We start from the raw sequence: 24,979 nt of genomic DNA on the forward strand, positions 1-24,979 counted from the left end.
GTTTTGCCGTGCGACTGTTCCTCCGAGCGCAATAAACGGACGGTTTCGGCATTTTCGGGAAAATTGCCGAAAAGTTTTTTCCCGTACTCGATTTTTTACCTTAAAAACCTTGAAAAGCGTGGAATTGTATGGTATAATTGATATTGCGTAGAAATATGTGCTGATTTTCTATGACTTTTTACCGAGAGGCGTATAGTGGCACAGAAGCGAAATCGGAAGAGAAAGAACGGTAATATAGGAAACCACGACGTACTGGGTATGACGCTTGTCGTTATCTCGGTGTTTTTGTTGTTGTGCATTGTTATTAAACCTGTACTCGGTGTGTTCAGCGAGGCTATTTTCGGCGTTGTGCTCGGCGTGTTCGGCATAGCGGCGTATCCCATGTTGATCGCAACAACGCTCATGGGCGTGTTTTTGCTGTTGAAGCGCGGCGTAAACGCTTCGCGCAAGACCGTTATTTGCACTGTGCTTTTGATATTTTTCGCGCTCATTATTTTACAGCTTGCCACTACGCATAAATTTTTAAAGGGCGGATTTTCCGATTATATAGACAACGTGTATTCCGCCAAGTATTCGGCGGGCGGCGTTGTTATGGGCGCAATCGCTTACGGCTTGCAAGCGCTTATTACGGAAATAGCGTGCTATGTTGTGTTCTCTGTCGCGGTGATCGCGGTCGTGCTTGTCATGACTTCCGCGTTGTCGCGTATTAAAGCGTCCGTGCGTAAACGCCGCGCCGCAAAAGCGGGCGAGGAGCAGGAAGAAATAGAAACGCCGGTGCCGTCGTTCTATCCCGACGAGGCACAACGCGTTATTACCGCCGCGCCGCGCGCGGGGTTGTTTGTCGGAACAATCGAGCGCGCCGCGCCCGAGTTCGCCGTCGAAAAAGGCAACGTCACCGACCTGCCCGTTACGACGCGTCGCGCAGTCAGCGATTATGCGCAGTCTCCCGTTATCGAACGGGAGAAAGCGCCCGACGAGGACGCGTCGCGTTCCGCAGCGCATTTCAAGCTGTACAGCGATTCGGAAGAAATCAAAAAGAAGTCCGCCGCGGAGTTCCGCAAGGCGAATAATATCGCGCCGCCCGACGAGGAGCGCGACGGCGATTTGCGCAACGAACGTCGATACGGCGAGGACATTGTCGAGCCGTTTATACGCGTCGGCAACGATGCGGCTAATATCGAAAAGCCGCGCAGAGTGGATTACGACGGCACGCCCAACAATTTGCACGCGCTGTATTTTCCGCCCGAAAAGAATATAGAGTTCAACGACGACGGTATAGAAAACGCGGACGAGCTTAACCCGCGCAAACAGACCAAGCAGTACGACGACTACGACGTCGAGCAACCGCGCGCGCCGCGCATGGGCTTTACTCCGTCGTTCGGCGTGCCCAAACGCGACGTCGTTTTGGAGCCTGTGGAAAAGATTATCGACGCGTCCGCGCCGCTTTACGAACAGCGCGCGGAAGAGCCCGTTAAGTCGGTTGACGAACGGTTTATGCAAGCGGTAGAGGAGGAGCGCAAGACCCCGCCGCTCGAAACGGAACGCTTTAAGCCCGAGGATATAATCGACGCTTACGAAGTGCGCGGCAGGTTTACTCCCGCGCAGGACGACGAGTTTGCGTTCTCGGACGACGACAGGGACGACATACTCGACGGAAGCAATCCGTCGCAGGCAGAACCCGCGCCGCGCCCCGTTTTCGGCAGACCCGATCCCGCGGAAAAAACGGTTATATCGGAGGATATACTCGACGGCTCGCTGTCGCTTTCCATTTCGGACGCGCCCGCCATCGATTTGTCCGAAACGCACGACAACGTAAGCGATATTATTAACGGCGACGATTTGTCGGGCATGTATATTTCGGCGGACGACGACGCGCCCGTTGCGCCATCACCCAAGGCGGTCAAACGTCAAAAGAGCAACGCGCCGCTCGAAAACCAAATCACTATAGACGCCGTTCTCAAAGAAAAGGCGGAAGAATCCGTTGTCGCGACGCAGGTCAGACAGTACAAAAAGTACAACTATGCGCCGCCGCCGATCGACCTTTTAAAGATTTACGAAAAAGTGGATTCGTCTGAGGACGAACTGCAAATGAACGCGCAGATCTTGGAAGACGTCGTCTCGCGCTTTTTAAAGACGCAAGTAAAGGTTATAAATATCGTACCCGGTCCGCAGATTACGCAGTACGAGCTGGACGTTCCGTCAGGTACGTCGGTCAAGAGCATCGAATCGCGTTCGGCGGACATTGCTTACGAGCTTGCGGCGGTCAGCGGCATACGCGTCGAAGCACCTATCCCCGGCAAGCGCGCCGTCGGCATAGAAGTGCCCAACAAGTACAAGTCCATTGTCGGTCTGCGCGAAATCGTCGATTCGACAACGTTTACAAAACCCAAATCGCCGCTTGTGTTTTCGGTGGGTAAGGATATAGGCGGATCGCTTATAGTATGCGACCTCGAAAAGGTGCCGCACTTATTGATAGCGGGACAAACCGGCAGCGGTAAGAGCGCGGGGCTTAACAGTCTTATAGTAAGTCTTTTGTACAAGTCCAGTCCCGAGGATTTGCGGTTTATACTCATAGACCCCAAACGCGTGGAGTTCAGCAAATTCCGCGGCATGCCGCACTTGCTATTTGAAAAGACCATTACCGAGCCGAACGAGGCGCTTAACGCGCTTAAATGGGCGGCGAACGAAATGGACAGACGCTTTATCGTCATGCAGAAATGCGCATGCAGTAAGCTGTCCGAATACAACAACCAGCCCGACGTTCTCAACGGCAAAATAAACAAGCTCCCGCATATCGTCATAATAATCGACGAGCTTGCCAACCTTATGCAGTCGGCGGTTTCGGGCGAAATTGAAAGCAAAATCAGCTCGATAGCCGCGCTTGCTCGCGCCGCGGGCATACACTTGATAGTGGCGACGCAGCGTCCGTCGGCGGACGTTATTACGGGCACGATAAAAGCCAACCTCACGAGCCGTATTGCGTTTAAGGTTCCCGACGCGACAAACTCGCGCATTATAATCGACGAGGTGGGCGCGGAAGCGCTTGCGGGTGACGGCGATATGCTGTTCTATCCGCAGGATTACTACGCGGCAAAACGCGTACAGGGTTCGTTTGTCAGCGGCGAGGAAGTGTTGGCGGTCGTCAGCTATCTCAAAGAGCATTACGAGTGCGACTTCGACGAGGAAGCTCAAAAGTTCGTCTGCGGCGCAGAGGACGGATCGGGCAGAGGCGGCGCGGACGGCGAGGGCGGCGGCAACAATATCGACCCGCTTGCCCCGCGCATTATGGCGCACGCAATCAAGAGCAAGCAGATTTCCACGTCGGTTATTCAGCGCAGGTTTTCAATCGGGTACGCCCGTGCCGCGCGCATAATCGACAGTATGGAGGACTGCGGGTATATAGGACCGAGCACGGGCAACAGCAAGCCGCGCGACGTTATTATGACGGCGGAACAGTACCGCGAAACGTTCGGTCACGACGTGGACGACAATTAACGCGCTTGCGCGCGGACAGCGCGCGTCGCGAATGAACTATCAATTTATACGATTGGAGCAAAACTATTTAGATGAAAAACGTTGCCGTAATATCACTTGGGTGTGATAAAAACAGAATAGACACCGAGCACATGCTGTACAAACTGGCGTGCGCGGGTTACGCTGTGAGCGACGTTGAAAACGCCGAGGTTATTATCGTCAATACTTGCGCGTTTATAGAGAGCGCGCGCGAGGAGAGTATCGATAATATTTTGCAATGCGCTCGGCTCAAAACGACGGGCAAGTGCGAAAAACTTATCGTTACGGGCTGTCTGCCGCAAAAGCACCGCGAGGAACTGAAAGACGCTCTGCCCGAAGTCGACGGTTTTTTGGGCGCGTTCGAGTACGATAAAATAGCAGAACTGATTGCGGACGGGAACGGCGCGGAAGCCGCGGCGACCGCCAATAGTTCGGCGGCGGACGGCTGTTCGGAATTTTGCGCCGCAGAAAACTGCGGGCGTATTCTTACTACTTTTCCGCACGTTGCATATTTGAAAATAGCGGAGGGGTGCAACAACAAATGCACGTTTTGCACCATACCGTCCATACGCGGCGCATACCGTTCGCGCCCCGTTGCGGACATAGTGCGCGAGGCGCGCGGGCTTGTTGCCGACGGAGTGAAGGAACTTATTTTGGTAGCGCAGGACGTTACGCGGTACGGCGAGGATATAGGCGCGTCGATAGTCGAACTGCTTACTCAACTGGAAACGACGGGCGCGGACGTTATACGTTTGCTGTATTGCTATCCCGAACGGGTGACGGACGAACTTATCGACAAAATAGCTACGTCGCCCAAGATCGCCAAGTATATAGATATTCCCGTTCAGCACAGTTCGGATAAAATATTGAAACTGATGAACAGAAAGACGACGGGCGCGGCGGTCGAAGCGTTGATAAACAAACTGCACGCGCGCGGCATTGTAGTGCGTACCACGCTCATGGTCGGGTTCCCCGGGGAAACGCAAAAGGAGTTCGACGAGCTTTGCGAGTTTGTAAATCGCGCCAAGCCCGAATATGCGGGAGTGTTTGCGTATTCCAAAGAGGACGGCACGCCCGCGGCGTGGTTGCCCATGCATGTGCGCAAGGCGGATAAAATAAAGCGCGTGCGCGCGCTCGGCAAGATTTGCACGGAAGTAACGCGCGAGTTCAATAAGTCGATCGTCGGCAAAAAGATAAAAGTGCTTTACGAAGACGTCGATTTCGACAAAAATATGTTCGTCGGGCGCGCGGAGTTCCACACCCCCGAAGTGGACGGTTTGGTATACTTTACGGGCGCGCAAGCGGACGTGGGCAAGTTTTACGAAGTGGAAATTACAAAGAGCGACAATTACGATTTGTACGGCAAATGTACGGAGGTGCATAATGAAGATGAATTTACCGAATAAGCTGACTATATTTCGCATACTGATGATACCCGTGTTTATAGTGCTGTTCTTCGTCGAGTTCGAGGGGCACACGCTCGCCGCCGCGCTTGTTTACGTCGTGGCGTGCTTTACAGATTTTTTCGACGGCTATATTGCGCGCAAACAAAACCTTGTTACCAACTTCGGTAAGTTTGTCGATCCGATAGCGGACAAAATGATTATAGCTTGCTCGCTTATCGCTATCTGCGTTACCGAGCCTATCGTCGCGCCCGCGCACGTTTACAAAATTCTCGTCGCCGTGTTTACCATGCTCATACTTTCGCGCGAACTTATGATAAGCGTGTTCCGCACGGTCGCCGCAGACAAGGGCGTTGTGCTCGCCGCCGACATGATAGGCAAGTTTAAAACGCTTGTGCAAATGATGGCGTTGTTTGCGCTGTTGCCCGTTGCGGACTTTGTAGTGTGGAACGAGCTTGCGGGCATAGTGTTCTATTACGGCGGGTTTATACTGCTTTCTATCGCAACGCTGTTGACCGTTATATCGGGCGTGCATTATATCGTGAAAAACAGGTCTGTTTTGGAGGGATAAATGAAGGTCGGGTTTTTATCGGTAGAACGGCAGACGGTTGACGTGCGCGAAGCGAAAATCGCGCTGTTCGACAGCGGACACAGCGCGGAAATGTTTATGACGGTCGAGCCCGAAAATATCGATTGGGCGCTTGTGCAAATGCGCACGGTGTGCGACGCCATCGTCGTGGACGGCAATACTTCCGCGTTTTACGATACTTATAAAGACACGCTGTCGTCCCGTCCCGATCATTTCGAGCTGGACGAAAAACTGCACAGCGTCGCGCGCGAGGTCACGCCCGAATTTTTGACGGATAAGTTTATACCGCTGCTCAATAAAAAAGTAAAAAAGCGTTATGCCGTTATGGTTTTCAAAACTTACGGCAAGTCGGTTGCGGAACTCAAAACATTGCTTAAAGACTACACGTCCAAAAAGAGCAAAGTGCAGATAGCGTTCTTTCCCGAATTTTTGGAGTGTGAGGTGCACGCGCGCTGTTCGACAAATATCGCGCAGGACGAAATGAACGTTATTTCCGCGCGGCTGGATAGCTTGCTCGGCGGTTGCACGTATTCTTACGAGCGCGTCGGCATTGCGGAGCGCGTCGCGCAAATGCTCAAAGAAGAAGGACTTAAAATCAAGATCGCCGAATCGTTTACGGGCGGCGCGCTGGGGTCTGCGTTTACTTCCATAGCGGGCGCGAGCGAATATCTTGTCGAGGACGTCGTCACTTACACCGTCGGATCGAAGCATAAGCGTTTGGGCGTGCCGCTCGAAGTAATAGCCGAAAAGGGCGTTGTCAGCGGCGACACCGCTTACGGCATGGCGGTAGGACTTATGTCGAGCGGCGATTGCGATATTGCCGTCGCCACGACGGGCAATGCGGGTCCGTCGGCGCAGGGCGGAGCGGTCGGACTGTGCTTTATCGCGCTCGGCATTACGAGCGAAAAGAGCATAGCCGTCATTAAATATTCGTTCGACGGCGATCGCGATTACAACATAAAAAGCGGGGTTAAAAACGCGCTGTTCCTCATGTACGAAAGTCTTGTCGGATACCGCGCGCAACAAAGCAAACTCCGTCAGGCGCAGGCGCAAGAGCGCGCGCAACAACAGTCAACGTTAATAAACGGGCAACCGTAAAAGAGGTATAAAATGGATAAGAAGGAAAAATTTAAGGTTTACAATACCGACATGTCGCAAGCGGAAAAGGAAAAAGCGCTTGCCGATACGATAGCTCAAATCGAAAAGACTTACGGCAAAGGCTCGATTATGCGCATGACCGACTCGGTCGCGACGCAGATCGACGCTATCCCCACGGGCTGTTTGTCGCTTGACCTTGCGCTCGGTATAGGCGGATTGCCGCGCGGCAGAATAGTCGAAGTTTACGGTCCCGAGTCGAGCGGTAAAACCACACTCGCGCTTCACGTCATTGCCGAAACGCAAAAGACGGGTGGCATGGTCGCATTTATCGACGCGGAGCACGCGCTCGACCCCGTGTACGCGCAACACCTCGGAATAGATCTCTCGCGTCTGTACATATGCCAACCCGACAACGGCGAGCAGGCGCTCGACATTGCCGAAGCGTTGGTGCGTTCGAGCGCAATGGACGTCGTTGTTATCGACTCCGTCGCCGCGCTCACGCCGCAAGCGGAAATCAACGGCGAAATAGGCGAAAGTCACGTCGGCTTGCAAGCTCGGCTCATGTCGCAGGCCCTGCGCAAGATCGCGGGCGTGTGCAACAAGACAAAAACTTGCATTATATTTATCAACCAGCTCCGCGAAAAAATCGGCGTTATGTACGGTAATCCCGAAGTCACCCCCGGCGGCAAAGCGCTTAAATTTTACGCGAGCGTCCGCCTCGACGTGCGCAAAGGCGAGGCTATTAAGGACGGCGGCAACGTCGTGGGCAGCCGCACCAAAGTAAAGGTCGTTAAAAACAAACTCGCGCCGCCGTTCAAAACGGTCGAGTTCGACTTGATTTTCGGCAAGGGCATATCCAACGAGGGCGTTGTGCTCGACATGGCTATCGATCAAGGGCTTATCGTCAAAAGCGGGTCGTGGTTCTCGTATAAGGACGAGCGGCTCGGTCAGGGCAGAGAAACCGTCAAGCAGATTATTCTTTCCCGTCCCGAAGTCATGGAAGAACTGGAAACCAAAATCCGCGAGCTTGTTTCGCAAAAGGGCGGCTTGCCGTTTGAAGAGGGCGAAACCGAGGAAACGGACGGCGACGCCGAATAGTATTTAATTAAGGAACTGTAAACGTGTTCGATTACATTTCGGGTAAAGTAGCCGCGGTCGGCGAAAACCGCGTGGTGATAGATTGCGGCGGAGTGGGGTTTGCGCTCACTGCGTCCGCTTTCACTTGTGCGGATTGCAGTCGGAAAACGGAAGTAAAAATGCCGGCATACCTTGCCGTGCGCGAGGACGCTTTGGAGCTTTACGGGTTTGCAAGCGAGCGCGAACGCGACTTATTTTTGATGTTGATCAACGTTTCGGGCGTCGGTCCCAAACTCGCTGTCGCCGTGCTCGGCGGCATGCCGCAGGACAGACTTACAGCGGCGATTGCGGCGGGCGACGTTGCGGCGCTTTCGTCCATTAAGGGCGTGGGCAAAAAGACCGCGGAACGCATTGCTCTGGAACTCAAAAGCAAGATTGCGGACGTGTTCGGCGCGGCGGTGGGCGGCGACGTGGGTCAAGCAATACAGCTTGCCGACGAGGACGCTGTGCTCGCGCTTGTCAGCCTCGGTTACGAGCGCAAGGAGGCGGAAGCCGCCGTGCGCAAGGTTGCCAAGCCCGATATGACGACCGAACAGTTGATTCGCGCCGTGCTTCGCGGGTAGCGGTGAATAATGAACGATAAACGTTTTATTGCCAATAGAGAGCTTATTACCGACGACGGCGATATTTCGTTGCGTCCCACGACGTTCGACGATTATATCGGTCAAGACAAAGTAAAAGCCAATCTTAAAGTGTACGTAGCGGCGAGCAAAGCGCGCGGCGAAGCGCTCGACCACGTTTTGCTGTACGGTCCGCCGGGGCTGGGCAAAACGACGCTCGCGCATATTATCGCTTCGGAACTGGGCGTGGAGATTAAAGTCACGAGCGGCCCCGGGATAGAGCGCGCCGCAAACCTCGCTTCGCTGTTGACAAACATGCAAGAGCGCGACGTGCTGTTCCTCGACGAAATCCACAGGCTCAACCACTCGATTGAAGAAGTGCTATATCCCGCAATGGAGGATTTTGCGCTCGACATTTCGACGGGCAAGGGCGCGGGCGCAACGTCGTTGCGGCTCAATCTCAATAAGTTTACGCTTATAGGCGCGACGACGCGCGCGGGCATGCTTACCGGTCCGTTGCGCGACAGGTTCGGCGTTATTTGCAGGCTCGAACCGTACACGGCGGAAGACCTTGTGCGCATAGTCAAGCGGTCGGCAAGGCTGTTGAAAATATCCATTGCCGACGACGCCGCGCTCGAACTCGCGTCGCGGTCGCGCGGCACACCGCGTATCGCCAACCGTTTGTTAAAACGCGTGCGCGATTTTGCACAGGTGTACAACGACGGAATTATCAGTTTGCCCATAACCGTCAAAGCGCTCAACGATATGGAAATAGACCCGCTCGGACTGGATTATAACGATATTAAGTTGCTGTCCGCGCTTGTCGATAAGTTCGACGGCGGTCCGACGGGATTGGATACGCTTGCGGCGGCGATAAACGAGGACGCGGGCACGATAGAGGACGTTATAGAACCGTATCTTATTCAGCTCGGATTTATAGCGCGCACGCCGCGCGGCAGAATTGCGCTCAAAGCGGCGTTCAAGCATTTGGGCGTCGCGCCGTCGAGCAAGGCGGCGGAACAGCTATCGTTTTTCGGTGCGGACGGTAAAAATGAATAAAAGCGATTTTTATTACGACCTGCCCAAAGAGCAGATAGCTCAAACCCCCGTCGAGCCGCGCGACAGCGCGCGGCTTTTGGTATATGACCGAAAAACGGACGCCGTTACGCACAGGCATTTTTACGATTTGCCCAATCTTTTGCGTGCGGACGACTTGCTTGTCGTCAACAACACCAAAGTTTTGCCCGCGCGCGTGACAGGCGTAAAGGTCGATACGGGCGCGCAGATTTCGTTCCTGCTTCATAAACGCGTCGATAAAAATACGTGGGAAACGCTTTGCCGTCCCGCAAAGCGCGCCAAGGTCGGAACGGTTTTGCGGTTTGCGCCCGACATGACGGGCGTAGTCACGGCGGAGGGCGAGGAAGGCGCGCGCACGCTTCGGTTCGAGTACGACGGAGTGTTCGAGGAAATACTAAACCGCATAGGCGAAGTTCCTCTGCCGCATTATATCCATAAGCAGTTGAAAAGTATCGACCGTTATCAAACGGTGTACGCGGATAAGGTCGGGTCGTCCGCCGCGCCGACGGCGGGTTTGCACTTTACCGAACGGCTGATATCGGAGCTTAAACAAAAAGGTATAGAGTTTGCCGAAGTGCTGTTGCACGTAGGGTTGGGCACGTTTTTGCCAGTCAAGACCGACGACGTGGAAAACCATAAAATGCACAGCGAATATTACTGCGTTACCGACGGCGCGGCGGCGCAAATAAACGCCGCAAAAGCCGCGGGCAGACGCGTTATAGCCGTGGGTACTACATCCGTGCGCGTGCTCGAATCGAGTTCGACCGACGACGGAATTGTGCATGCGGGTAGCGGCGATACGAGCATATTCATATATCCGCCGTATAAATTCAAAGCAGTGGACGGGCTGATTACAAATTTTCACTTGCCCGAATCCACGCTCATCATGCTTGTAAGCGCGCTTATCGGCAGAGAAAAAACGCTCGATCTATATAATACCGCCGTGGCAGAGGGGTATAGATTTTTTTCATTCGGCGACGCCTGTTTCTTCCAATAAGCGTCGCAATAGTTCGTCAGCCGTCGCGCCGCCCTCGGTCATGTAGGTGGGTCTACACTCCCGTCGCACCCTCGTAACTGTTGCCCGTCTTGATCGCATCTTCGCACTCACACGGGCAAAGTAGACGCAAACTCCTTACGATCTTGTCGCTTGGACTTCGTTTCTGTCATCTATGGCATTGTTTGTTTGGCTTTTAACATAATATGCGCACGATATATTGACATGTTGCGTATAATATGTTAAAATAGCGTTGAAAAATAAAAGGAGACACTAATATGGCTAAAATTTCCACTAATATAAGCATTGACGCCGATGTAAAAAAACAAGCGCAGGAATTGTTTGCAGATTTGGGGCTTGATTTGTCCACGGCTATAAATATTTATTTGAAAAAAGCTATATCGGAACAGGGTATACCTTTTGACGTTTCGCGTGAAGCGCCTAATTCCGTAACGGTAAAGGCTATCGCGGATGCTGTAAACGACAATGACGTTTACGGACCGTTTGATAGCGTGGAAGCTCTTATGGAGTCTTTAAATGCTTAAAATCGAATATCAAGGGCAGTTTAAAAAAGATTTTAAACTTGCCGTTAAAAGAGGTTTCGACGTCGGCGAGTTGCAAAAGGTTATATCGATTCTTGTTAGCGAGCAACCTTTGCCCGAAAAGTATCGCGACCACGCTTTGACTAACTCAAAAGAATACATAAACGTGCGCGAATGCCATATCCAGCCCGATTGGTTGCTTATCTATAAAATATATAAAGACAGCTTGATTTTAAAGCTAATCAGGACAGGCTCGCACTCGGATTTGATTTAATCGGTTTCACGCAAAAATGCAGGCGCAGTATTGTTTATGTTGTTACGGAAATTTAATCGCACGGTAATTATATGCGTTATGCGCCTTGACTACAATCTTAATCCCGACTAATGTTAATAAATAGGTATAAAATGTCGCAATCTAATTTTTCATTTAAAGAAATACATATATGCAAACAGACCGGCGCGCGCGTCGGCGAGTTTACAACGCCGCACGGCGTTATCAAAACGCCCGTGTTTATGCCCGTCGGCACGCAAGCGACCGTTAAGACGCTTGCGCCGTATGAAGTGGAGGAGTTGGGCGCGCAGATTATTCTGTCCAACACTTATCATTTGTACATGCGCCCGGGCGAGGAAATAGTTCGGCATAACGGCGGACTGCACGATTTTATGAACTGGCACAAGCCTATTCTCACCGACAGCGGCGGTTTTCAGGTGTTTTCGCTTTCGCGGCTCAACAAGATTACCGACGACGGCGTGGAGTTCAATTCGCACCTCGACGGGTCGCGGCATTATTTTACGCCCGAAAAGTCTATCGATATACAGAACGCGTTGGGCGCGGATATTATTATGGCGTTTGATGAGTGCAGTGCCGCGGGGTGCGATAAAGAGTATTCCGCGCACGCGCTCGACCGCACTTTAAAATGGCTCGACCGTTGCAAGGCGCACCACAAAAACGACAAGCAGATGTTGTTCCCGATAATTCAGGGCAATATGTACGAGGACTTGCGCGTAAAAGCCGCGCGGGAAACTATCCCGTATGCGGACTGCGGCATTGCCGTCGGCGGATTGTCCGTCGGCGAGTCCAAGTCCGTCATGTATAAAATGCTCGACGCGCTTCGCCCCGAATACCCGCGCAACATGCCGCGATATTTAATGGGTGTGGGCAGTCCCGACTGCCTTGCGGAAGGCGTTCTGCGCGGGATTGATATGTTCGATTGCGTGTTGCCCACGCGCACGGCGCGCAACGGGTTGGCGTTTACGAGCGAAGGCAAGCTGACGGTGCGCAACGCCGTTTACAAGGAGGATTTGCGCCCGCTCGATCCCGATTGCGATTGCTATGCTTGCAAAAACTTTTCGCGGAGTTATTTGCGCCATCTTGTGAACACCGGTGAAACGCTGGGCGCGCGGCTCATTTCGTATCACAATCTTTACTACCTTACGCGGCTTATGGAAAAAATCCGCGCCGCTATTCTTTCGGACAGTTACGGCGATTTTATGGCGGAGTTCCGCGCGCGCAAGGAGTACACGGACAACGTCAAACCGACGGATTTGTGCGATGCAATATAAACTGATACGCAGTAAGCGCAAAACGCTTACCATTTGCATTAAGGACGGCGAAGTGATTGTCAAGTCGCCGCCGCGCATTTCCGTCGAGCATATCGAAAAATTTTTAGAAGAAAAATCGGAGTGGGTTAGTAAAAAACTTGCCGAGCATGCGCGCAAAACGTCCGTGCTTTCCGCCGTTATTTCGGGCGATTGCGTTATGTATCACGGTCGGCAATGCGCCGTCGTTCCGTCCGAAAAACACAAGAGGATAGCCGTTGCGGACGGAGAGCTGTTGCTTCCGATAAAATACGCGACGGACAAGTCTGCCGCCTTACGCGCGATTACGGCGTGGTTTAAACGCATTGCCGCGTCTGAACTCGAAGCGGCGTTGACGGAAACGTCGGCAAAAACAGGGTTAAAGTACAAGTCTTTCGCGCTGACAAACGCTCGAACAAAATGGGGCAGTTGCGACGGCGATTGCGATATACGACTTAATTGGCGGCTTGTCATGCTCGACTCGAACTTGATTGATTACGTGCTGATTCACGAGCTTGCGCACACCGTCCACCATAATCACGGCGCGGAATTTTGGGCGCTGGTCAAGAGCTTTGCGCCCGATTACGCGGCGACGAAAAAGCGGTTAAAAACTTACTCGGTTTTGACTACGCTTTACAGATAGGAGTTACTGTGCTATGCGCATTTTGGGAATAGACCCCGGGTACGCCACGGTCGGCTACGGCATAATAGAAAACGACAACGGCAAGTTCCGCCCGCTCGATTACGGCGCGGTGGAAACGCCCGCGAATCTTGCCACGCCCGAACGGTTGATAATGATAGAAAACGGGATTACCGAGCTTGTCAAGTCCGTCGAGCCCGACGAAATAGCGGTGGAGGAGTTGTTTTTTAACACCAATATCACGACGGGAATCAAGGTCGCACAGGCGCGCGGCGTTATACTTTTATCGTGCGCCAAGCTGTGCGATAAGCTGTTCGAGTACACGCCGTTGCAGATAAAATCCACCGTTACGGGCAACGGCACGGCGAGCAAAACACAGGTGCAATTTATGGTGCGGTCGCTTTTGCGACTTAAAGAAACGCCCAAGCCCGACGACGCGGCGGACGCGTTGGCGGCGGCGATCTGTCATGCGCTGTGCGCGCAGGGCGTTAAGCGCGGGCTTAAATAAAACGGGGTAACGGCTATGCAAAACGGTGTAATTATTCCCGACGGGTACAAGTCGGTGTTGAGCCTGCGCGAAACGCAACAGGCTATAAAGTACATTAAGGACGTGTTTCAGCAGACGCTCGCGTCTTTTCTCGTTCTCGACAGAGTTACCGCGCCGCTCATCGTTCCCGCTAACAGCGGTATAAACGACGATCTTAACGGCGTGGAACGCAAGGTCGATTTTTCGATTGCCGCCGTCGGTTGCGACGCGGAAATCGTGCAGTCGCTCGCCAAGTGGAAACGGCTGGCGCTGTACCGTTACGGTTACGGCGCGGGCGAGGGCATTTATACCGATATGAACGCGGTGCGTCGCGACGACGCCGTCGATAATATTCATTCCGTTTTCGTAGATCAGTGGGATTGGGAAAAGGTGATTACGCGTGAGGACAGGACGGTCGAATATCTTAAAGATACGGTGTGCTCGATTGTCAAAGCCGTGGTTTATGCCAACAGAAAAGTGCGGTTGCGCTATCCCAAACTCGATATTCATATTGCGGAAAAACCGTATTTTATTACGGCGGAGGAGTTGCGGGCGGCTTATCCCGATTTGCCGCCTAAAGCGCGCGAGCGCGAAATTTGCAGGGCGCACGGCACTGTTTTTATTATAGGCATAGGCGACAGGCTGTCCGACGGGAACAAGCACGACAACCGCGCGCCCGATTACGACGATTGGAGTTTGAACGGCGATTTGCTTATATGGAACGGCGTGCTTGACGACGCGCTGGAAATTTCATCTATGGGCGTGCGAGCGGACGCGGCGGCGCTTCGCAGACAGTTGACGGAGTGCGGCGCGACGGACAGATACAAGCACGAATATCACAGACTGATAGACCAAAGCGTTTTGCCGTACACGATAGGCGGCGGCATAGGTCAGTCGCGCCTGTGCATGCTTATGCTCGGCAAAGCGCACATAGGCGAAGTTCAAGCGTCTATTTGGTCGGAACAAACGCTTGCCGAGTGTCGGGCGCGCGGCGTGGAATTGCTGTGATACGGCTTGACAATCGCGACGGAATACAGTATAATACCGAAAATTATTCGGATCGGGAGGAAGTATGATTTACAAGCAGTTTAAGGATATTAAACTTTCCGCGCTCGGTTTCGGCACTATGCGGTTGCCGGTTAAAAACGGCGTGTATTCCGATATTGACGAAGTCGCGGCGGGCGAAATGTTTGATTACGCAATCAGTCACGGCGTCAATTATTTCGACACGGCTTGGGGCTATCACGACGGCGAGTCGGAGCGGGTCGTGGGCAGGTTGCTCTCAAAGTATCCGCGCGACAAGTTTTATCTTGCGAGCAAGTTCCCCGGATACGACCTTGCCAACATGGACAAGGTAGAGAGTATTTTCGAGGCGCAACTCGAAAAGTGCAAAACCGATTACTTCGATTTTTATCTTTTCCATAACGTCTGCGAAATGAACGTCGACTCGTACCTCGACGAAAAGTTCGGCATTTTCGAGTATCTAAAAAAGCAAAAGGAAAACGGGCGGATAAAGCACCTCGGTTTTTCGGCGCACGGCGATTTGGCTTGCATGCGCAAGTTCCTCGAAAAGTACGGCGAGTATATGGAGTTTGGACAGCTCCAAATAAACTACATAGATTGGACGTTCCAGAACGCGCGGGAAAAAGTCGAACTGCTTAACGGTTACGGCATACCCGTGTGGGTCATGGAGCCTTTGCGCGGCGGCAAGCTCGCGCGGCTCGCGGACGAATACGAAAGCAAACTCAAAGCGGCGCGACCGAGCGAGCCTATACCCGCTTGGGCGTTTAGATTTTTGCAGTCGTTGCCCGAAGTGACTGTAACGCTGTCGGGCATGTCCGACTTCGATCAAGTCAAAGCTAATATCGCCACGTTTGAAGAATATAAGCCGCTAAATGCGGAGGAGTTGAAAACGCTTGCGGAAATAGTCGACAGCATGCTCGGCAAGACGGCGTTGCCCTGTACCGCATGCCGCTATTGCACGAGTCACTGCCCGCAGGGGCTGAATATCCCCGACCTTATCAAACTTTACAACGAACATAGGTTTACGGGCGGCGGATTTATCGCGCCCATGGTGCTCAATACAATTCCCGACGACAAGCGACCTTCGGCGTGCGTCGGTTGCGGCAGTTGCGAAAACGTTTGCCCGCAGAACATCAAAGTTTCGGAAATGATGAAAGACTTTACGTCGAGGCTTAAAAACAATTAAGGAGAGTGTATTATGATTGATTGCGCGCTTAATGCTAAAAACGCGGGAGCAAAACTCAAACTTACGGTTAAGTCGATTGTTTCGTTGGGCGTTGTCGCGCTTGCCGTAATATTGCCGCAAATTTTTCACGCCGTGCTCGGCGCGGCGGGCGGTGTTAGATGGTTGCCCATGTATTTGCCCGTTATGATAGGCGGGTGCTTGCTCGGCGTTTCGTGGGGCGCGGGCGTCGGCGCGCTGTCGCCGTTGATTTCGTTTGCGTTCACTGCGCTGTTCGGCAATGCCATGCCTGCGGCGGCGCGACTTCCGTACATGATGGCGGAACTTGCCGTGTTCGGCGCGGTTTGCGGACTGTTTGCACGGCGCATATACCTTAATTCGTTGTTTGTTCTTCCCGCGGTATTGCTGTCTGCGGTAGTCGGGCGCGCGGCGTTTTTGACGCTCGCCGCGATATTTCAATCGGTTTCGACCGTTACGGCGGCTTCGGCTTGGGCTCAAATCCGCGCGGGGCTTGTCGGTTTATCTATGCAATGCGCGGTCGCCGCGCTTACGGTTGCCGTAATTGCGGTTGCGCTTAAAAAGAACGACAGGACATGAGTACATGTAAAAACGGCGCGGCGAATAACGCGCTTGCGATTATGCCGACGCTCGACGACGGCGGATATACATGCGTTCTGTCCGACGGAAAAAATACCGTCACGAGTAAAGAGCGCGGCGTTGCGCCGCTGTTGCAAATGATTGAGGGCGGCGGCGATTATCGCGGTTATTTTGCGGCGGATAAAGTGGTGGGCGCGGCGGCGGCTCTGCTTTATGCGTATATGGGCGTTGCGCAGCTGTGCGCGCACGTCATGAGCGAGCGCGCGGCGCAGGTATGCGAACTGCACGGCATTGCTTACCGTTGCGATATGATTGTGCCGCATATCATCAACCGCAAAGGCGACGGCGTTTGTCCTATGGAACAAGCGGTTGCGCAAACGGACGACCCGCGCGCCGCTGTATCGATTATAGCAGATAAACTTAAAGCTATGAGCGCGACGTGAGCGTGCGGCGCGATTTGCGGACGTAAATACGAATAATGCGTGATACAAGATTATTGAGTGCGAGCTATTGGGCGGGGAATTTGCGTTTTTAATTTTTACAAACTGCGCGCAAATAATTGACTTTGTCCGATTAAAATGATAATATATAGTTGCATAGGGGCGTAGCTCAGTTGGTAGAGTCGCGGTCTCCAAAACCGTTGGTCGCGTGTTCGAGTCGCGTCGCCCCTGCCATAATCCCACTCTGACGGGTGGGTATTTTTTTTGACGGCGGCGCGCACTCCGCTATGAGGCGGACAGCCAAAAAATAATTAAAGGTAACGTTTATGAAAACGGTAGAAATTTATACCGACGGCGCGTGTAGCGGCAACCCCGGCAAGGGCGGGTGGTGCGCGATACTCATGTACGGCGGCAAAGAGAAAATACTGTCGGGCGGCGACCCCGACACAACCAACAACCGCATGGAGGTTTACGCCGCCGTCGCGGGGCTGTCCGCGCTCAAAGAGCGGTGCGCGGTCAATCTGTATTCCGATTCGGCGTATCTTGTAAACGCGGTCGAGCAACGTTGGCTGGACGGTTGGCGCGCGCGCGGCTGGGTTACGGCGGGCAATCAGCCCGTAAAAAACAAGGATTTATGGCTGTCGCTGTGCGAGTGTTTGCAACGGCACGAGGTTACTTTTATCAAGGTTAAAGGGCATGCCGACAACGAGTATAACAATCTTTGCGACAAGTATGCCCGCGCGGAAATAGGCAAGCTGTAAACGTTTTTGATCGGAGTGTATTATGATGACGGTAGAACGCGCCGAGCGCGAAATTGAAATTGCCGAGGGCATGACAAAGGGGTTGTGGGCGCCGCACAGCCGCGTGACCGCAGTCAATGCGCGCATAATCGCCGAGAACTGCGGCATGGACGGGGATAAGGCGTACATACTGGGTTTGCTTCACGACATAGGTCGGCGCAAAGGGTCGTGGGGCGTCGATCATATTTTCGACGGTTACGAGTATATGACGGGGCTGGGCGAACATGAGATAGCACGCATATCCATGACTCATTCTTATCCCGAAATTCCTAATTCCGGCGAATATATTGCGGCGGTCAAATGCTCGGACGAGCGCAGGGCGTTTTTAAAGAGTTATCTCGACGGCATAGTGTACGACGATTACGACAGGCTGATACAGCTTTGCGATTCCATATCTTTGCCGACGGGCGCGTGTATAATAGAAAAACGGCTTGTGGACGTTGCACTTCGGCACGGCATGAAAGAATTTTCGGTAGATAAGTGGAAGTCGTTTATGCGCATTAAAAAGAAGTTCGACGATATGTGCGGTTGTAATATTTATACGCTGTTGCCCAATATCGTGGAAAATTCGTTTGAAAACTTGATATAGAATATCAATCGCATAATACGAAATCGTTGCTTTATATTTGCGATTTTTACATATAATATTTATGTGAAAGCGCAGACCAAAACGGCGCTCGCCAAAGCGGGGGTCGGAATTATGTGCGCGGTTATGACCGCGCTGTGCGGATTGTTTATGTACGACCGCAGTAAAATAATGTACTATACCGCCGTCGTTTTGTTTGCGATAGCCGCGGTCGCGTATTGCGCGCTCGACGGCGAAAAGTATCCGCACGCCTCGCGCACGGTGCTTGTCGGCGCGATATTGACGGCGATCGTGGTCGGCTGTTATATAATTTACGTGACGACGGGGCTGTCCGACAGGTTCAACGACTTCGACGCGCTCAAACAGTTCATACTGGACAGCGGGTTTTGGGGCGCGCTTGTTTTTATAGGACTGACGGTGTTTCAAGTTGTGGTTTTGCCCATACCCGAAGCGGTAACTATTTTGCTGGGCGTGGCGATTTACGGCGCGACGTGGAGTTTCGTTCTGTCGGTTATCGGCACGGTAATAGGCTCGCTTATTTCGTTCATGCTCGGCAAGGTGTTCGGGCGCAAGCTGTGCAACTGGATGTTCGGTGCGGACAACACCGAAAAGTACGCGCGGATTTTGAGCGAAAAGGGCAAGTTTTTGTTTATAATCATGCTGTTGTTTCCCGCGTTTCCCGACGACATGCTGTGCATGATAGCGGGGATTACTTCGATGTCGTATGCGTATTTTACCGTTATTTGCCTTGTGACGCGACCCGTAATGATAGGATTGACGGCGTACCTCGGCAGCGGCGCGATACCGTTTTCGGGCTGGGGAATACCCGTGTGGATTGCGCTTGTGTGCCTTATGTTTGCGGCGTTCGTTGTTATAAGCGGACTGCGCAAGAGCATAGAAAGCAGAAAGCCCAAGCGCAGATAGTATTATGCGGGCGGATAATATATTTTATCGTCGCGATTAAATTCGCTTGACAAGCGCGGTGCGATAGTGCTAAACTGTGATAAATGAATATTCCGTTGCGGACAAGTAGCCGCGTTCGTGATTTACAGAGAGCAAGGGGTTGCTGGAACCTTGTATGATCGACGCCAAGCGAAACCACCGCGTTTGTACGGAACCGCTTGCGGTAGCAAGACAACGAGGCGCAGTTTTTTGCGCGAAGTAAGGTGGAACCACGGTTGCAAGCCGTCCTTATGTTTTAAGGGCGGTTTTATTTTTTGTCAACTCCGCTCGGTAAAAAAAAGTTATCGGAGGTCGAAAGACTATGAAAATTACGTTAAAGGACGGAAATTCCGTCGAGGTCGAAAGCGGTATCACCGCGGAACAGGTCGCAAAAAACATAAGCGATAATCTTTTGCGCGCCGCGCTGTGTGCGCGCGTCAACGGCGAGCTTGTCGATTTAAAAACGCCGCTGACAAGCGATTGCACGCTCGAAATAGTTACGTACAAAGACGAGGACGGACGCGAAGTGTACCGCCATACCGCGTCGCACATACTCGCGCAGGCGATTAAAAACGTTTATCCCGCGGCGCAACTCGCAATCGGTCCCGCGACGGCGACGGGGTTTTATTACGACGTCGATCTGCCGTTTGCCATTACAATGGACGATCTCGAAGCGGTCGAGAACGAAATGAACGAAATTATTGCCGCCGATTTGCCGATTGAACGCGAGGTCGTCACGCGTAAAGCCGCGCTTGCGAAAATGCAAGGGTTCGGCGAGTCGTATAAAATGCAACTCATAGAGGAATTGCCTGCGCGCAGTAAAATAACTTTTTACCGTCAGGGCAATTTCGTCGATCTTTGTCGCGGTCCGCACTTGCCGAGCACGGGCAAGGTCAAGCACATAAAACTTGTTCAGCTCGCGGGCGCGTACTGGAAGGGCGACGAGCACAATAAAATGTTGACGCGCATTTACGGCGTTGCGTTCGAGAAAAAATCGGAAGTCGAGGAGTACCTTTCCAAGCTCGCCGAAGCCAAAAAGCGCGATCACAACAAGCTCGGTCGGGATATGGGCTTGTTCATGACCGAAGAGCGCGTGGGGCAAGGTTTGCCGCTGTTCATGCCCAAGGGCGCGAAGATGATGCAGACAATGCAACGGTTTGTCGAGGACGAGGAAGAACGGCGCGGCTACATGCTCACAAAAACGCCGTACATGGCAAAGAGCGATCTTTACAAGTTGAGCGGGCATTGGGATCACTACCGCGACGGCATGTTCATTATAGGCGACGAGGTTATGGACGACGAGGTGCTTGCGCTTCGACCCATGACCTGTCCGTTCCAGTACATGATTTATAAAAACGGGCTGAAAAGCTACCGCGATTTGCCCTGCCGCTATGCGGAAACGAGCACGCTTTACCGCAAAGAGGCGAGCGGCGAGATGCACGGTCTTATCCGCGTAAGGCAGTTTACGCTTGCCGACGGGCATATAATCTGTACGCCCGAACAGCTTGAAAACGAATTTAAAGGCTGTTTGGATTTGTGCGAATTTATGCTCAATACGTTCGGACTGCGCGACGATATATTCTATCGGTTCTCGCGCTGGGATCCAAAGGACAAAGAGAAGTATATTAACGAGCCGAAGAAGTGGAAGGAAGCCGAGGACACCATGAAACATATCCTCGACGACCTCGGCGTGGAGTACGTGGAAGGAATAGGCGAGGCGGCGTTTTACGGTCCGAAGCTCGATATTCAGTCGCGCAACGTTTACGGCAAAGTCGATACCCTGCTTACCATACAGGTCGATATGTTCCTTGCCGAACGTTTCGATATGACTTACGTTGACGAAAACGGCGAAAAGAAAACGCCCTACATTATTCATCGCAGTTCGATAGGCTGTTACGAGCGCACGCTCGCTCTGCTTATAGAAAAGTTCGGCGGCGCGTTCCCGTTATGGCTGTCGCCCGAACAAGTGCGCGTGCTGTCGCTTACCGAGCGCACCGCAGACAAGTGCATAGAAATTACCGAGTGGCTTAAAAAGCGCGGCGTGCTCGCTACTGCGGACAACCGCAACGAAAAAATCGGTTACAAGATACGCGAAGCGCAGGTCGATAAAGTGCCGTACATGCTCATTATCGGCGACAAGGAAGCGGCGCAGAACGTCGTGTCCGTCCGTCACCGCAACGACGATCTCGGCGCAATGAGCTTTGACGAGTTCTATTCCAAGATACGCGAGGAAATAGACACCAAGGCGATTAACTGATAGCGTAAAATCTTTATGCAATATAAGAGGCTCGAAGCGTCGAGCCTTTTATGTTGCTGTGGTAAAAAAGTTGTGCGTTAGTTTAAGTCGAACTTATTGTAATTGACGAGACGCAAGTATAAAAACGCCGTGCCCAAAAACATGACGATGTCGGCGGCATCTTTGTATGGCGGCATGATAAGCGACTGTACGCAGTCTGCGGCGCTTTGAGAATATGTTGCGTTAAAAATTTCGTCCGCGGGCGCGGGCAGATTTTTAAGCGCGCGGATGATTGCCGACGACACAGCGTTTTCCGATTTTTGTTCGATTTCTCCGATCGCGCGGCACGCGTCGCGGAAAGTGACGGAACCGTCGGACGTGAGAATTACGGCGTTTTTAAAACGCCTGTACGCGCGTTCGCTCCTGTCGAGTTTAAAGCAGGCGAGGTACAGGTCCGCAAGGTAGTTTATTTCCGCGTCGTTCAATAGTTGCGCGGCTCTTGTTGCCGTAGGTTTTTTCATGCGCGAGCGTTGCTTCCGTGCGGCGTTATTCTTTGTCGTCCTGCGCGTCGTCGTCGCGATCGCGCAACTTGACTTTGTTGACTACGTCGCGGCGGATTTCGTCGCTCATTGCGGCGTAATGCTTGCGCGTCGTGTTCACGTCTTTGTGTCCGAGTACGTCCGCAACGACAAATATATCGTGCGTTTCGTGATACAGGTTAGTGCCGTATGTACTGCGCAGTTTATGCGGCGTTATCTTTTTAAACGGGGTAGTGACCTTGGCGTATTTTTTAACCATCATTTCGACGGCGCGCGGCGTTATGCGCCCGCCCTTATTGGATATAAACAGCGCGTCGCGGTCGTACACGCGTTTGCCGAACGGCGTTTGTTCGCTTACTTGATCGTCCAGCCATTTCAAATAATTGTCGAGAGCTTGCGCCACTTCGTCCGAAAAATACAGAACAGACGTGTTGCCGCCTTTGCGCGTGACAATAAAGCTGTTGTCGGAAAAGTTTATGTCTTTGCGGTTAAGCCCCACGCACTCGCTAATGCGTATGCCCGTACCCAAAAACAGCGACAGCATAGCCTCGTCGCGTATGGCGGTTTTGTCGTGAAAACTTTTTTGCCTGCCCAAAAGATTATCGCCGTTTTCCGCTTCGTCGAGAATTTCGACCACTTCGTTCACGTCCAGCCTAACTATCGGTTTTAGGTGGATTTTGGGCGAATCGACCTTGGTCATAACGTCGCTGTCCAGCTTTTCTTTTTTGTAGAAGTATTTAAACATGGAGCGCAACGACGATACCTTGCGTTCCTTGGCGTGTTCCTTACAAGCGTACTTTTTGCCGCCGATTGTGTACGACGACAGGTAGTCTATAAACGCCTCGACGTCGGTCGGCGTGACTTGCGCGAGATCGGATATAGTAAGCTCGCACATCTGTTTTGTTTTGAATTTTTTGCGCGTCAAATAATCGCAAAAGACTCGAATATCGCGCAGATACCCGAGCCTTGTAAGCGGCATTGTCCGCATAGCTATACCGACGTTGAATTCCCGAACAAAGTCGGGCAGGGCGCATAAAATATCGTCTATTTCCGCGAGCGTCTTTTCGTTTCTTTGGTCGAAGTACGAATTCACGTTTTACTCCACCGCGTAACGTTCCGACTTTAACAACGACATGTATATCACTTCGCTTAACGGAATAAACAGCGCGTATGCGAGCGGGATTATAAGCGAGGGGATATATGCTTGCGAAAATCCGACGGGCATGCCCCAAATAAGGTTAAGACAGTAAACCACGACCGCGACTTGCAACATTATTATACAGCGTATAATGGTGGAAAAGCGGAAGTTGACGTTTATCCTGTTCTTTTTGTCGGGGTTGGCGGCGAACCGTCCGACCGCCGTTATGAACATTATTATAGGCAACAGCCCCGCGCCGACGTATAACAAGTAGTCGTAACGCATGCGCATGCCCAGCCCCAAATAAAAGGTGAGAAACAGCGTAAGCCCTATTATAAACATGGCGGCGCACATTATAGTGTAGTGCGTCATCATAAGCCTGTTGCCGTAATAGTAGTACTTGTGCGCGTACTGCTTTGCCGAATCGTTGTGGTTGCGCACGGTCACTTCGTTGCCCATACTGCGCGCCGTTTGCGTGACCTTGATAAAACGCTTTTCTTCGGGGTTTTCGCGCACTGCCGATCCGACCGCGGCTTGCTCCTGCGCGCGATTGTCGTATGCGTCGGTTTTTACGTCGGGCGGCGCGACCTCGAACCGTTCCACGAGGTCGGACAGAACCGTTTTGTACGCTTTGCGCGCCTCGCTTTCTTCGTCCTGCTCGAAGCCGAACGCGGCGGGCGCGTTTTCCTTGACGACAACGGCGTTGTCGCGTGCCGCAGTAGCGGGCTGTTTGATATTTTCCGCAACTTCCGCGGGCGGCGCGACCCTTACGGGCGCGGGCGCGACGGAAGCGGCAGGTGCGGGCGCGGGAGGTTGCGCCGTTACGGGCGCGCTTTCCTGCGCGACGTTATACGCGGTTTTGCCGTGAACGTCCGAATAGCTTTCGCCCGTTTCGGACGCGTAATATCTGTCTATTATAGACCGCGGATCGAGCGCGGTGCGGGTTGCGGGCGGTTCTTCGATAACAGCCTGTTCCCTCGGTTGCTCACGCTCCTGCGCGGGGGAGGGTTGCTCGATTTGATCCGCATACGCAAATAAATTCTGTTGCGCGTATTCCTGTCGGGGCGCGGTGTTGCTATCCGCATAGCCGTCGCTGTACGAAAATAAATTTTGGGGAGCTTCCGTCGGCTCGGCATACTCGGGCGCTTTATACGCGGTTGCGTCGTCGATAGGTTGACTGTCCGCAAAGCCCGTCGCCGTTTCCGCCTGTTCGGAAACAGGTTCGCGCTTTTTGTCGCGTTTTTTGACCGAGCGGCGTTTGGGCACGGAATAGCCCTCGTCCTCGACGTCCGAATAATCGTCCGCGGGTTGTATGAACAGGTTGTCCGCCCCCGAAATAATGCCGCCGAACAGCGCGGTTGCGCGTTCGAACTCGTTTTTGTAACGGATAAACACGTCCTTGCCGCTTTCGGTAAGCGAATAATACTTGCGCCTGCCGCCGTCGGACTCGGACGAATCCCAATAGGACGTTACAAACCCCTGTTTTTCCAATCTTTTAAGGCACGCATAAACGGTGGGTTGCTTAATTTCCCACTGACCGTCGCCGCGCGCATTGATTTGCTTGATCAAATCATAGCCGTAACGGTCACCTTCGTACAATACCTTTAATATAACGGTATCAACGTTTCCGCGAATTAAATCGCTTTCAGCCATGCTTCACCTCTGTATCGTATTATACAATACTATTATGCCTATGTCAATGTTTTTTTGCACAAATTAGCCAAACGACGGTATTCGCGCTTTAACGACACACCCGCTATGTCCGTAATTTTTATAATTAGAGGCGGGATAAAGTCGAAATTTGCACAAATATTATTGACAAATTATGAACAATATGT

At 52.6% G+C, this 24,979-nt stretch carries 24 protein-coding genes and 1 tRNA gene; 22 read left to right on the forward strand and 3 right to left on the reverse strand.

Annotated elements, in window-relative coordinates; translation table 11 throughout:
- Positions 1-195 precede the first annotated feature (195 nt).
- From NFR57_RS00130 to thrS, 22 genes are all read left to right on the forward strand, one after another.
- Positions 196-3,495 carry a DNA translocase FtsK gene (locus NFR57_RS00130; RefSeq protein WP_251181805.1) on the forward strand — a complete coding sequence of 1,100 codons (3,300 nt, stop codon included), beginning with the start codon at positions 196-198 and terminating at the stop codon, positions 3,493-3,495.
- A gap of 71 nt (positions 3,496-3,566) precedes the next feature.
- On the forward strand, positions 3,567-4,919 hold the full coding sequence (gene rimO, locus NFR57_RS00135) for a 30S ribosomal protein S12 methylthiotransferase RimO (protein WP_251181806.1): 1,353 nt from the start codon (positions 3,567-3,569) through the stop codon (positions 4,917-4,919).
- Complete coding sequence (gene pgsA / locus NFR57_RS00140) at positions 4,897-5,487, forward strand: CDP-diacylglycerol--glycerol-3-phosphate 3-phosphatidyltransferase (RefSeq protein WP_251181807.1); 591 nt, start codon at positions 4,897-4,899, stop codon at positions 5,485-5,487. The genes rimO and pgsA overlap by 23 nt, the downstream gene beginning before the upstream one ends.
- Entirely contained in the window at positions 5,488-6,603 is a 1,116-nt protein-coding gene (locus tag NFR57_RS00145) for a CinA family protein (protein WP_251181808.1), read from the forward strand.
- Between the two features lie 12 nt (positions 6,604-6,615).
- On the forward strand, positions 6,616-7,701 hold the full coding sequence (gene recA, locus NFR57_RS00150; protein ID WP_275557158.1) for a recombinase RecA: 1,086 nt from the start codon (positions 6,616-6,618) through the stop codon (positions 7,699-7,701).
- Positions 7,702-7,724: 23 nt separating this feature from the next.
- Positions 7,725-8,303 (forward strand): Holliday junction branch migration protein RuvA, encoded by a 579-nt coding sequence (gene ruvA, locus NFR57_RS00155; RefSeq protein WP_251181809.1) that lies wholly within the window; start codon positions 7,725-7,727, stop codon positions 8,301-8,303.
- Between the two features lie 9 nt (positions 8,304-8,312).
- Complete coding sequence (gene ruvB, locus NFR57_RS00160) at positions 8,313-9,359, forward strand: Holliday junction branch migration DNA helicase RuvB (RefSeq protein ID WP_251181810.1); 1,047 nt, start codon at positions 8,313-8,315, stop codon at positions 9,357-9,359.
- A complete protein-coding gene (gene queA, locus NFR57_RS00165; protein WP_251181811.1) occupies positions 9,352-10,374 on the forward strand; it encodes a tRNA preQ1(34) S-adenosylmethionine ribosyltransferase-isomerase QueA in 1,023 nt (340 codons plus the stop codon). Before ruvB ends, queA begins: the two co-directional genes overlap by 8 nt.
- 275 nt (positions 10,375-10,649) lie before the next feature.
- Entirely contained in the window at positions 10,650-10,916 is a 267-nt protein-coding gene (locus NFR57_RS00170) for a type II toxin-antitoxin system RelB/DinJ family antitoxin (RefSeq protein WP_251181812.1), read from the forward strand.
- Complete coding sequence (locus NFR57_RS00175; protein ID WP_251181813.1) at positions 10,909-11,187, forward strand: type II toxin-antitoxin system RelE/ParE family toxin; 279 nt, start codon at positions 10,909-10,911, stop codon at positions 11,185-11,187. The genes NFR57_RS00170 and NFR57_RS00175 overlap by 8 nt, the downstream gene beginning before the upstream one ends.
- Before the next feature lie 131 nt (positions 11,188-11,318).
- Positions 11,319-12,476 (forward strand): tRNA guanosine(34) transglycosylase Tgt, encoded by a 1,158-nt coding sequence (tgt, locus tag NFR57_RS00180; protein ID WP_251181814.1) that lies wholly within the window; start codon positions 11,319-11,321, stop codon positions 12,474-12,476.
- Positions 12,466-13,134 carry a M48 family metallopeptidase gene (locus tag NFR57_RS00185; protein WP_251181815.1) on the forward strand — a complete coding sequence of 223 codons (669 nt, stop codon included), beginning with the start codon at positions 12,466-12,468 and terminating at the stop codon, positions 13,132-13,134. Before tgt ends, NFR57_RS00185 begins: the two co-directional genes overlap by 11 nt.
- 13 nt (positions 13,135-13,147) lie before the next feature.
- A complete protein-coding gene (gene ruvC, locus NFR57_RS00190) occupies positions 13,148-13,639 on the forward strand; it encodes a crossover junction endodeoxyribonuclease RuvC (protein ID WP_251181816.1) in 492 nt (163 codons plus the stop codon).
- A 15-nt stretch (positions 13,640-13,654) separates the two neighbouring features.
- On the forward strand, positions 13,655-14,665 hold the full coding sequence (gene asnA / locus NFR57_RS00195; RefSeq protein WP_251181817.1) for an aspartate--ammonia ligase: 1,011 nt from the start codon (positions 13,655-13,657) through the stop codon (positions 14,663-14,665).
- A 64-nt stretch (positions 14,666-14,729) separates the two neighbouring features.
- Positions 14,730-15,866, forward strand: coding sequence for an aldo/keto reductase (locus NFR57_RS00200; RefSeq protein ID WP_251181818.1), 1,137 nt, complete (start codon positions 14,730-14,732; stop codon positions 15,864-15,866).
- 12 nt (positions 15,867-15,878) lie between these two features.
- Complete coding sequence (locus tag NFR57_RS00205; protein ID WP_251181819.1) at positions 15,879-16,460, forward strand: ECF transporter S component; 582 nt, start codon at positions 15,879-15,881, stop codon at positions 16,458-16,460.
- Positions 16,457-16,903, forward strand: a complete 447-nt coding sequence (locus NFR57_RS00210; RefSeq protein ID WP_251181820.1) for a DUF1893 domain-containing protein — start codon at positions 16,457-16,459, stop codon at positions 16,901-16,903. The genes NFR57_RS00205 and NFR57_RS00210 overlap by 4 nt, the downstream gene beginning before the upstream one ends.
- A 155-nt stretch (positions 16,904-17,058) precedes the next feature.
- A tRNA-Trp gene (locus tag NFR57_RS00215) sits at positions 17,059-17,134 on the forward strand.
- Between the two features lie 92 nt (positions 17,135-17,226).
- Positions 17,227-17,661: a ribonuclease HI gene (gene rnhA / locus NFR57_RS00220; RefSeq protein ID WP_251181821.1), complete on the forward strand. Its 435-nt coding sequence runs from the start codon at positions 17,227-17,229 to the stop codon at positions 17,659-17,661.
- A gap of 22 nt (positions 17,662-17,683) precedes the next feature.
- The gene (locus tag NFR57_RS00225; protein WP_251181822.1) at positions 17,684-18,289 is read left to right on the forward strand and encodes an HD domain-containing protein; all 606 of its coding nucleotides are present in this window, start codon (positions 17,684-17,686) and stop codon (positions 18,287-18,289) included.
- A gap of 63 nt (positions 18,290-18,352) precedes the next feature.
- Complete coding sequence (locus tag NFR57_RS00230; protein ID WP_251181823.1) at positions 18,353-19,210, forward strand: TVP38/TMEM64 family protein; 858 nt, start codon at positions 18,353-18,355, stop codon at positions 19,208-19,210.
- Between the two features lie 340 nt (positions 19,211-19,550).
- Complete coding sequence (thrS, locus tag NFR57_RS00235; protein ID WP_251181824.1) at positions 19,551-21,485, forward strand: threonine--tRNA ligase; 1,935 nt, start codon at positions 19,551-19,553, stop codon at positions 21,483-21,485.
- 77 nt (positions 21,486-21,562) lie between these two features.
- Here the strand turns inward: thrS and NFR57_RS00240 are convergent, their stop codons facing one another.
- From NFR57_RS00240 to NFR57_RS00250, 3 genes are read right to left on the reverse strand one after another with little or no spacing between them, the layout of a single operon-like run.
- Positions 21,563-21,985, reverse strand: a complete 423-nt coding sequence (locus NFR57_RS00240; RefSeq protein WP_251181825.1) for a hypothetical protein — start codon at positions 21,983-21,985, stop codon at positions 21,563-21,565.
- A 25-nt stretch (positions 21,986-22,010) separates the two neighbouring features.
- Positions 22,011-23,096 carry a tyrosine-type recombinase/integrase gene (locus NFR57_RS00245; protein ID WP_251181826.1) on the reverse strand — a complete coding sequence of 362 codons (1,086 nt, stop codon included), beginning with the start codon at positions 23,094-23,096 and terminating at the stop codon, positions 22,011-22,013.
- Between the two features lie 3 nt (positions 23,097-23,099).
- A complete protein-coding gene (locus NFR57_RS00250; RefSeq protein ID WP_251181827.1) occupies positions 23,100-24,794 on the reverse strand; it encodes a PadR family transcriptional regulator in 1,695 nt (564 codons plus the stop codon).
- Between the last annotated feature and the right edge of the window lie 185 nt (positions 24,795-24,979).

Source organism: Anaerocaecibacter muris (assembly GCF_943192945.1).
Classification (GTDB): Bacteria; Bacillota; Clostridia; order Christensenellales; family Pumilibacteraceae; genus Anaerocaecibacter; species Anaerocaecibacter muris.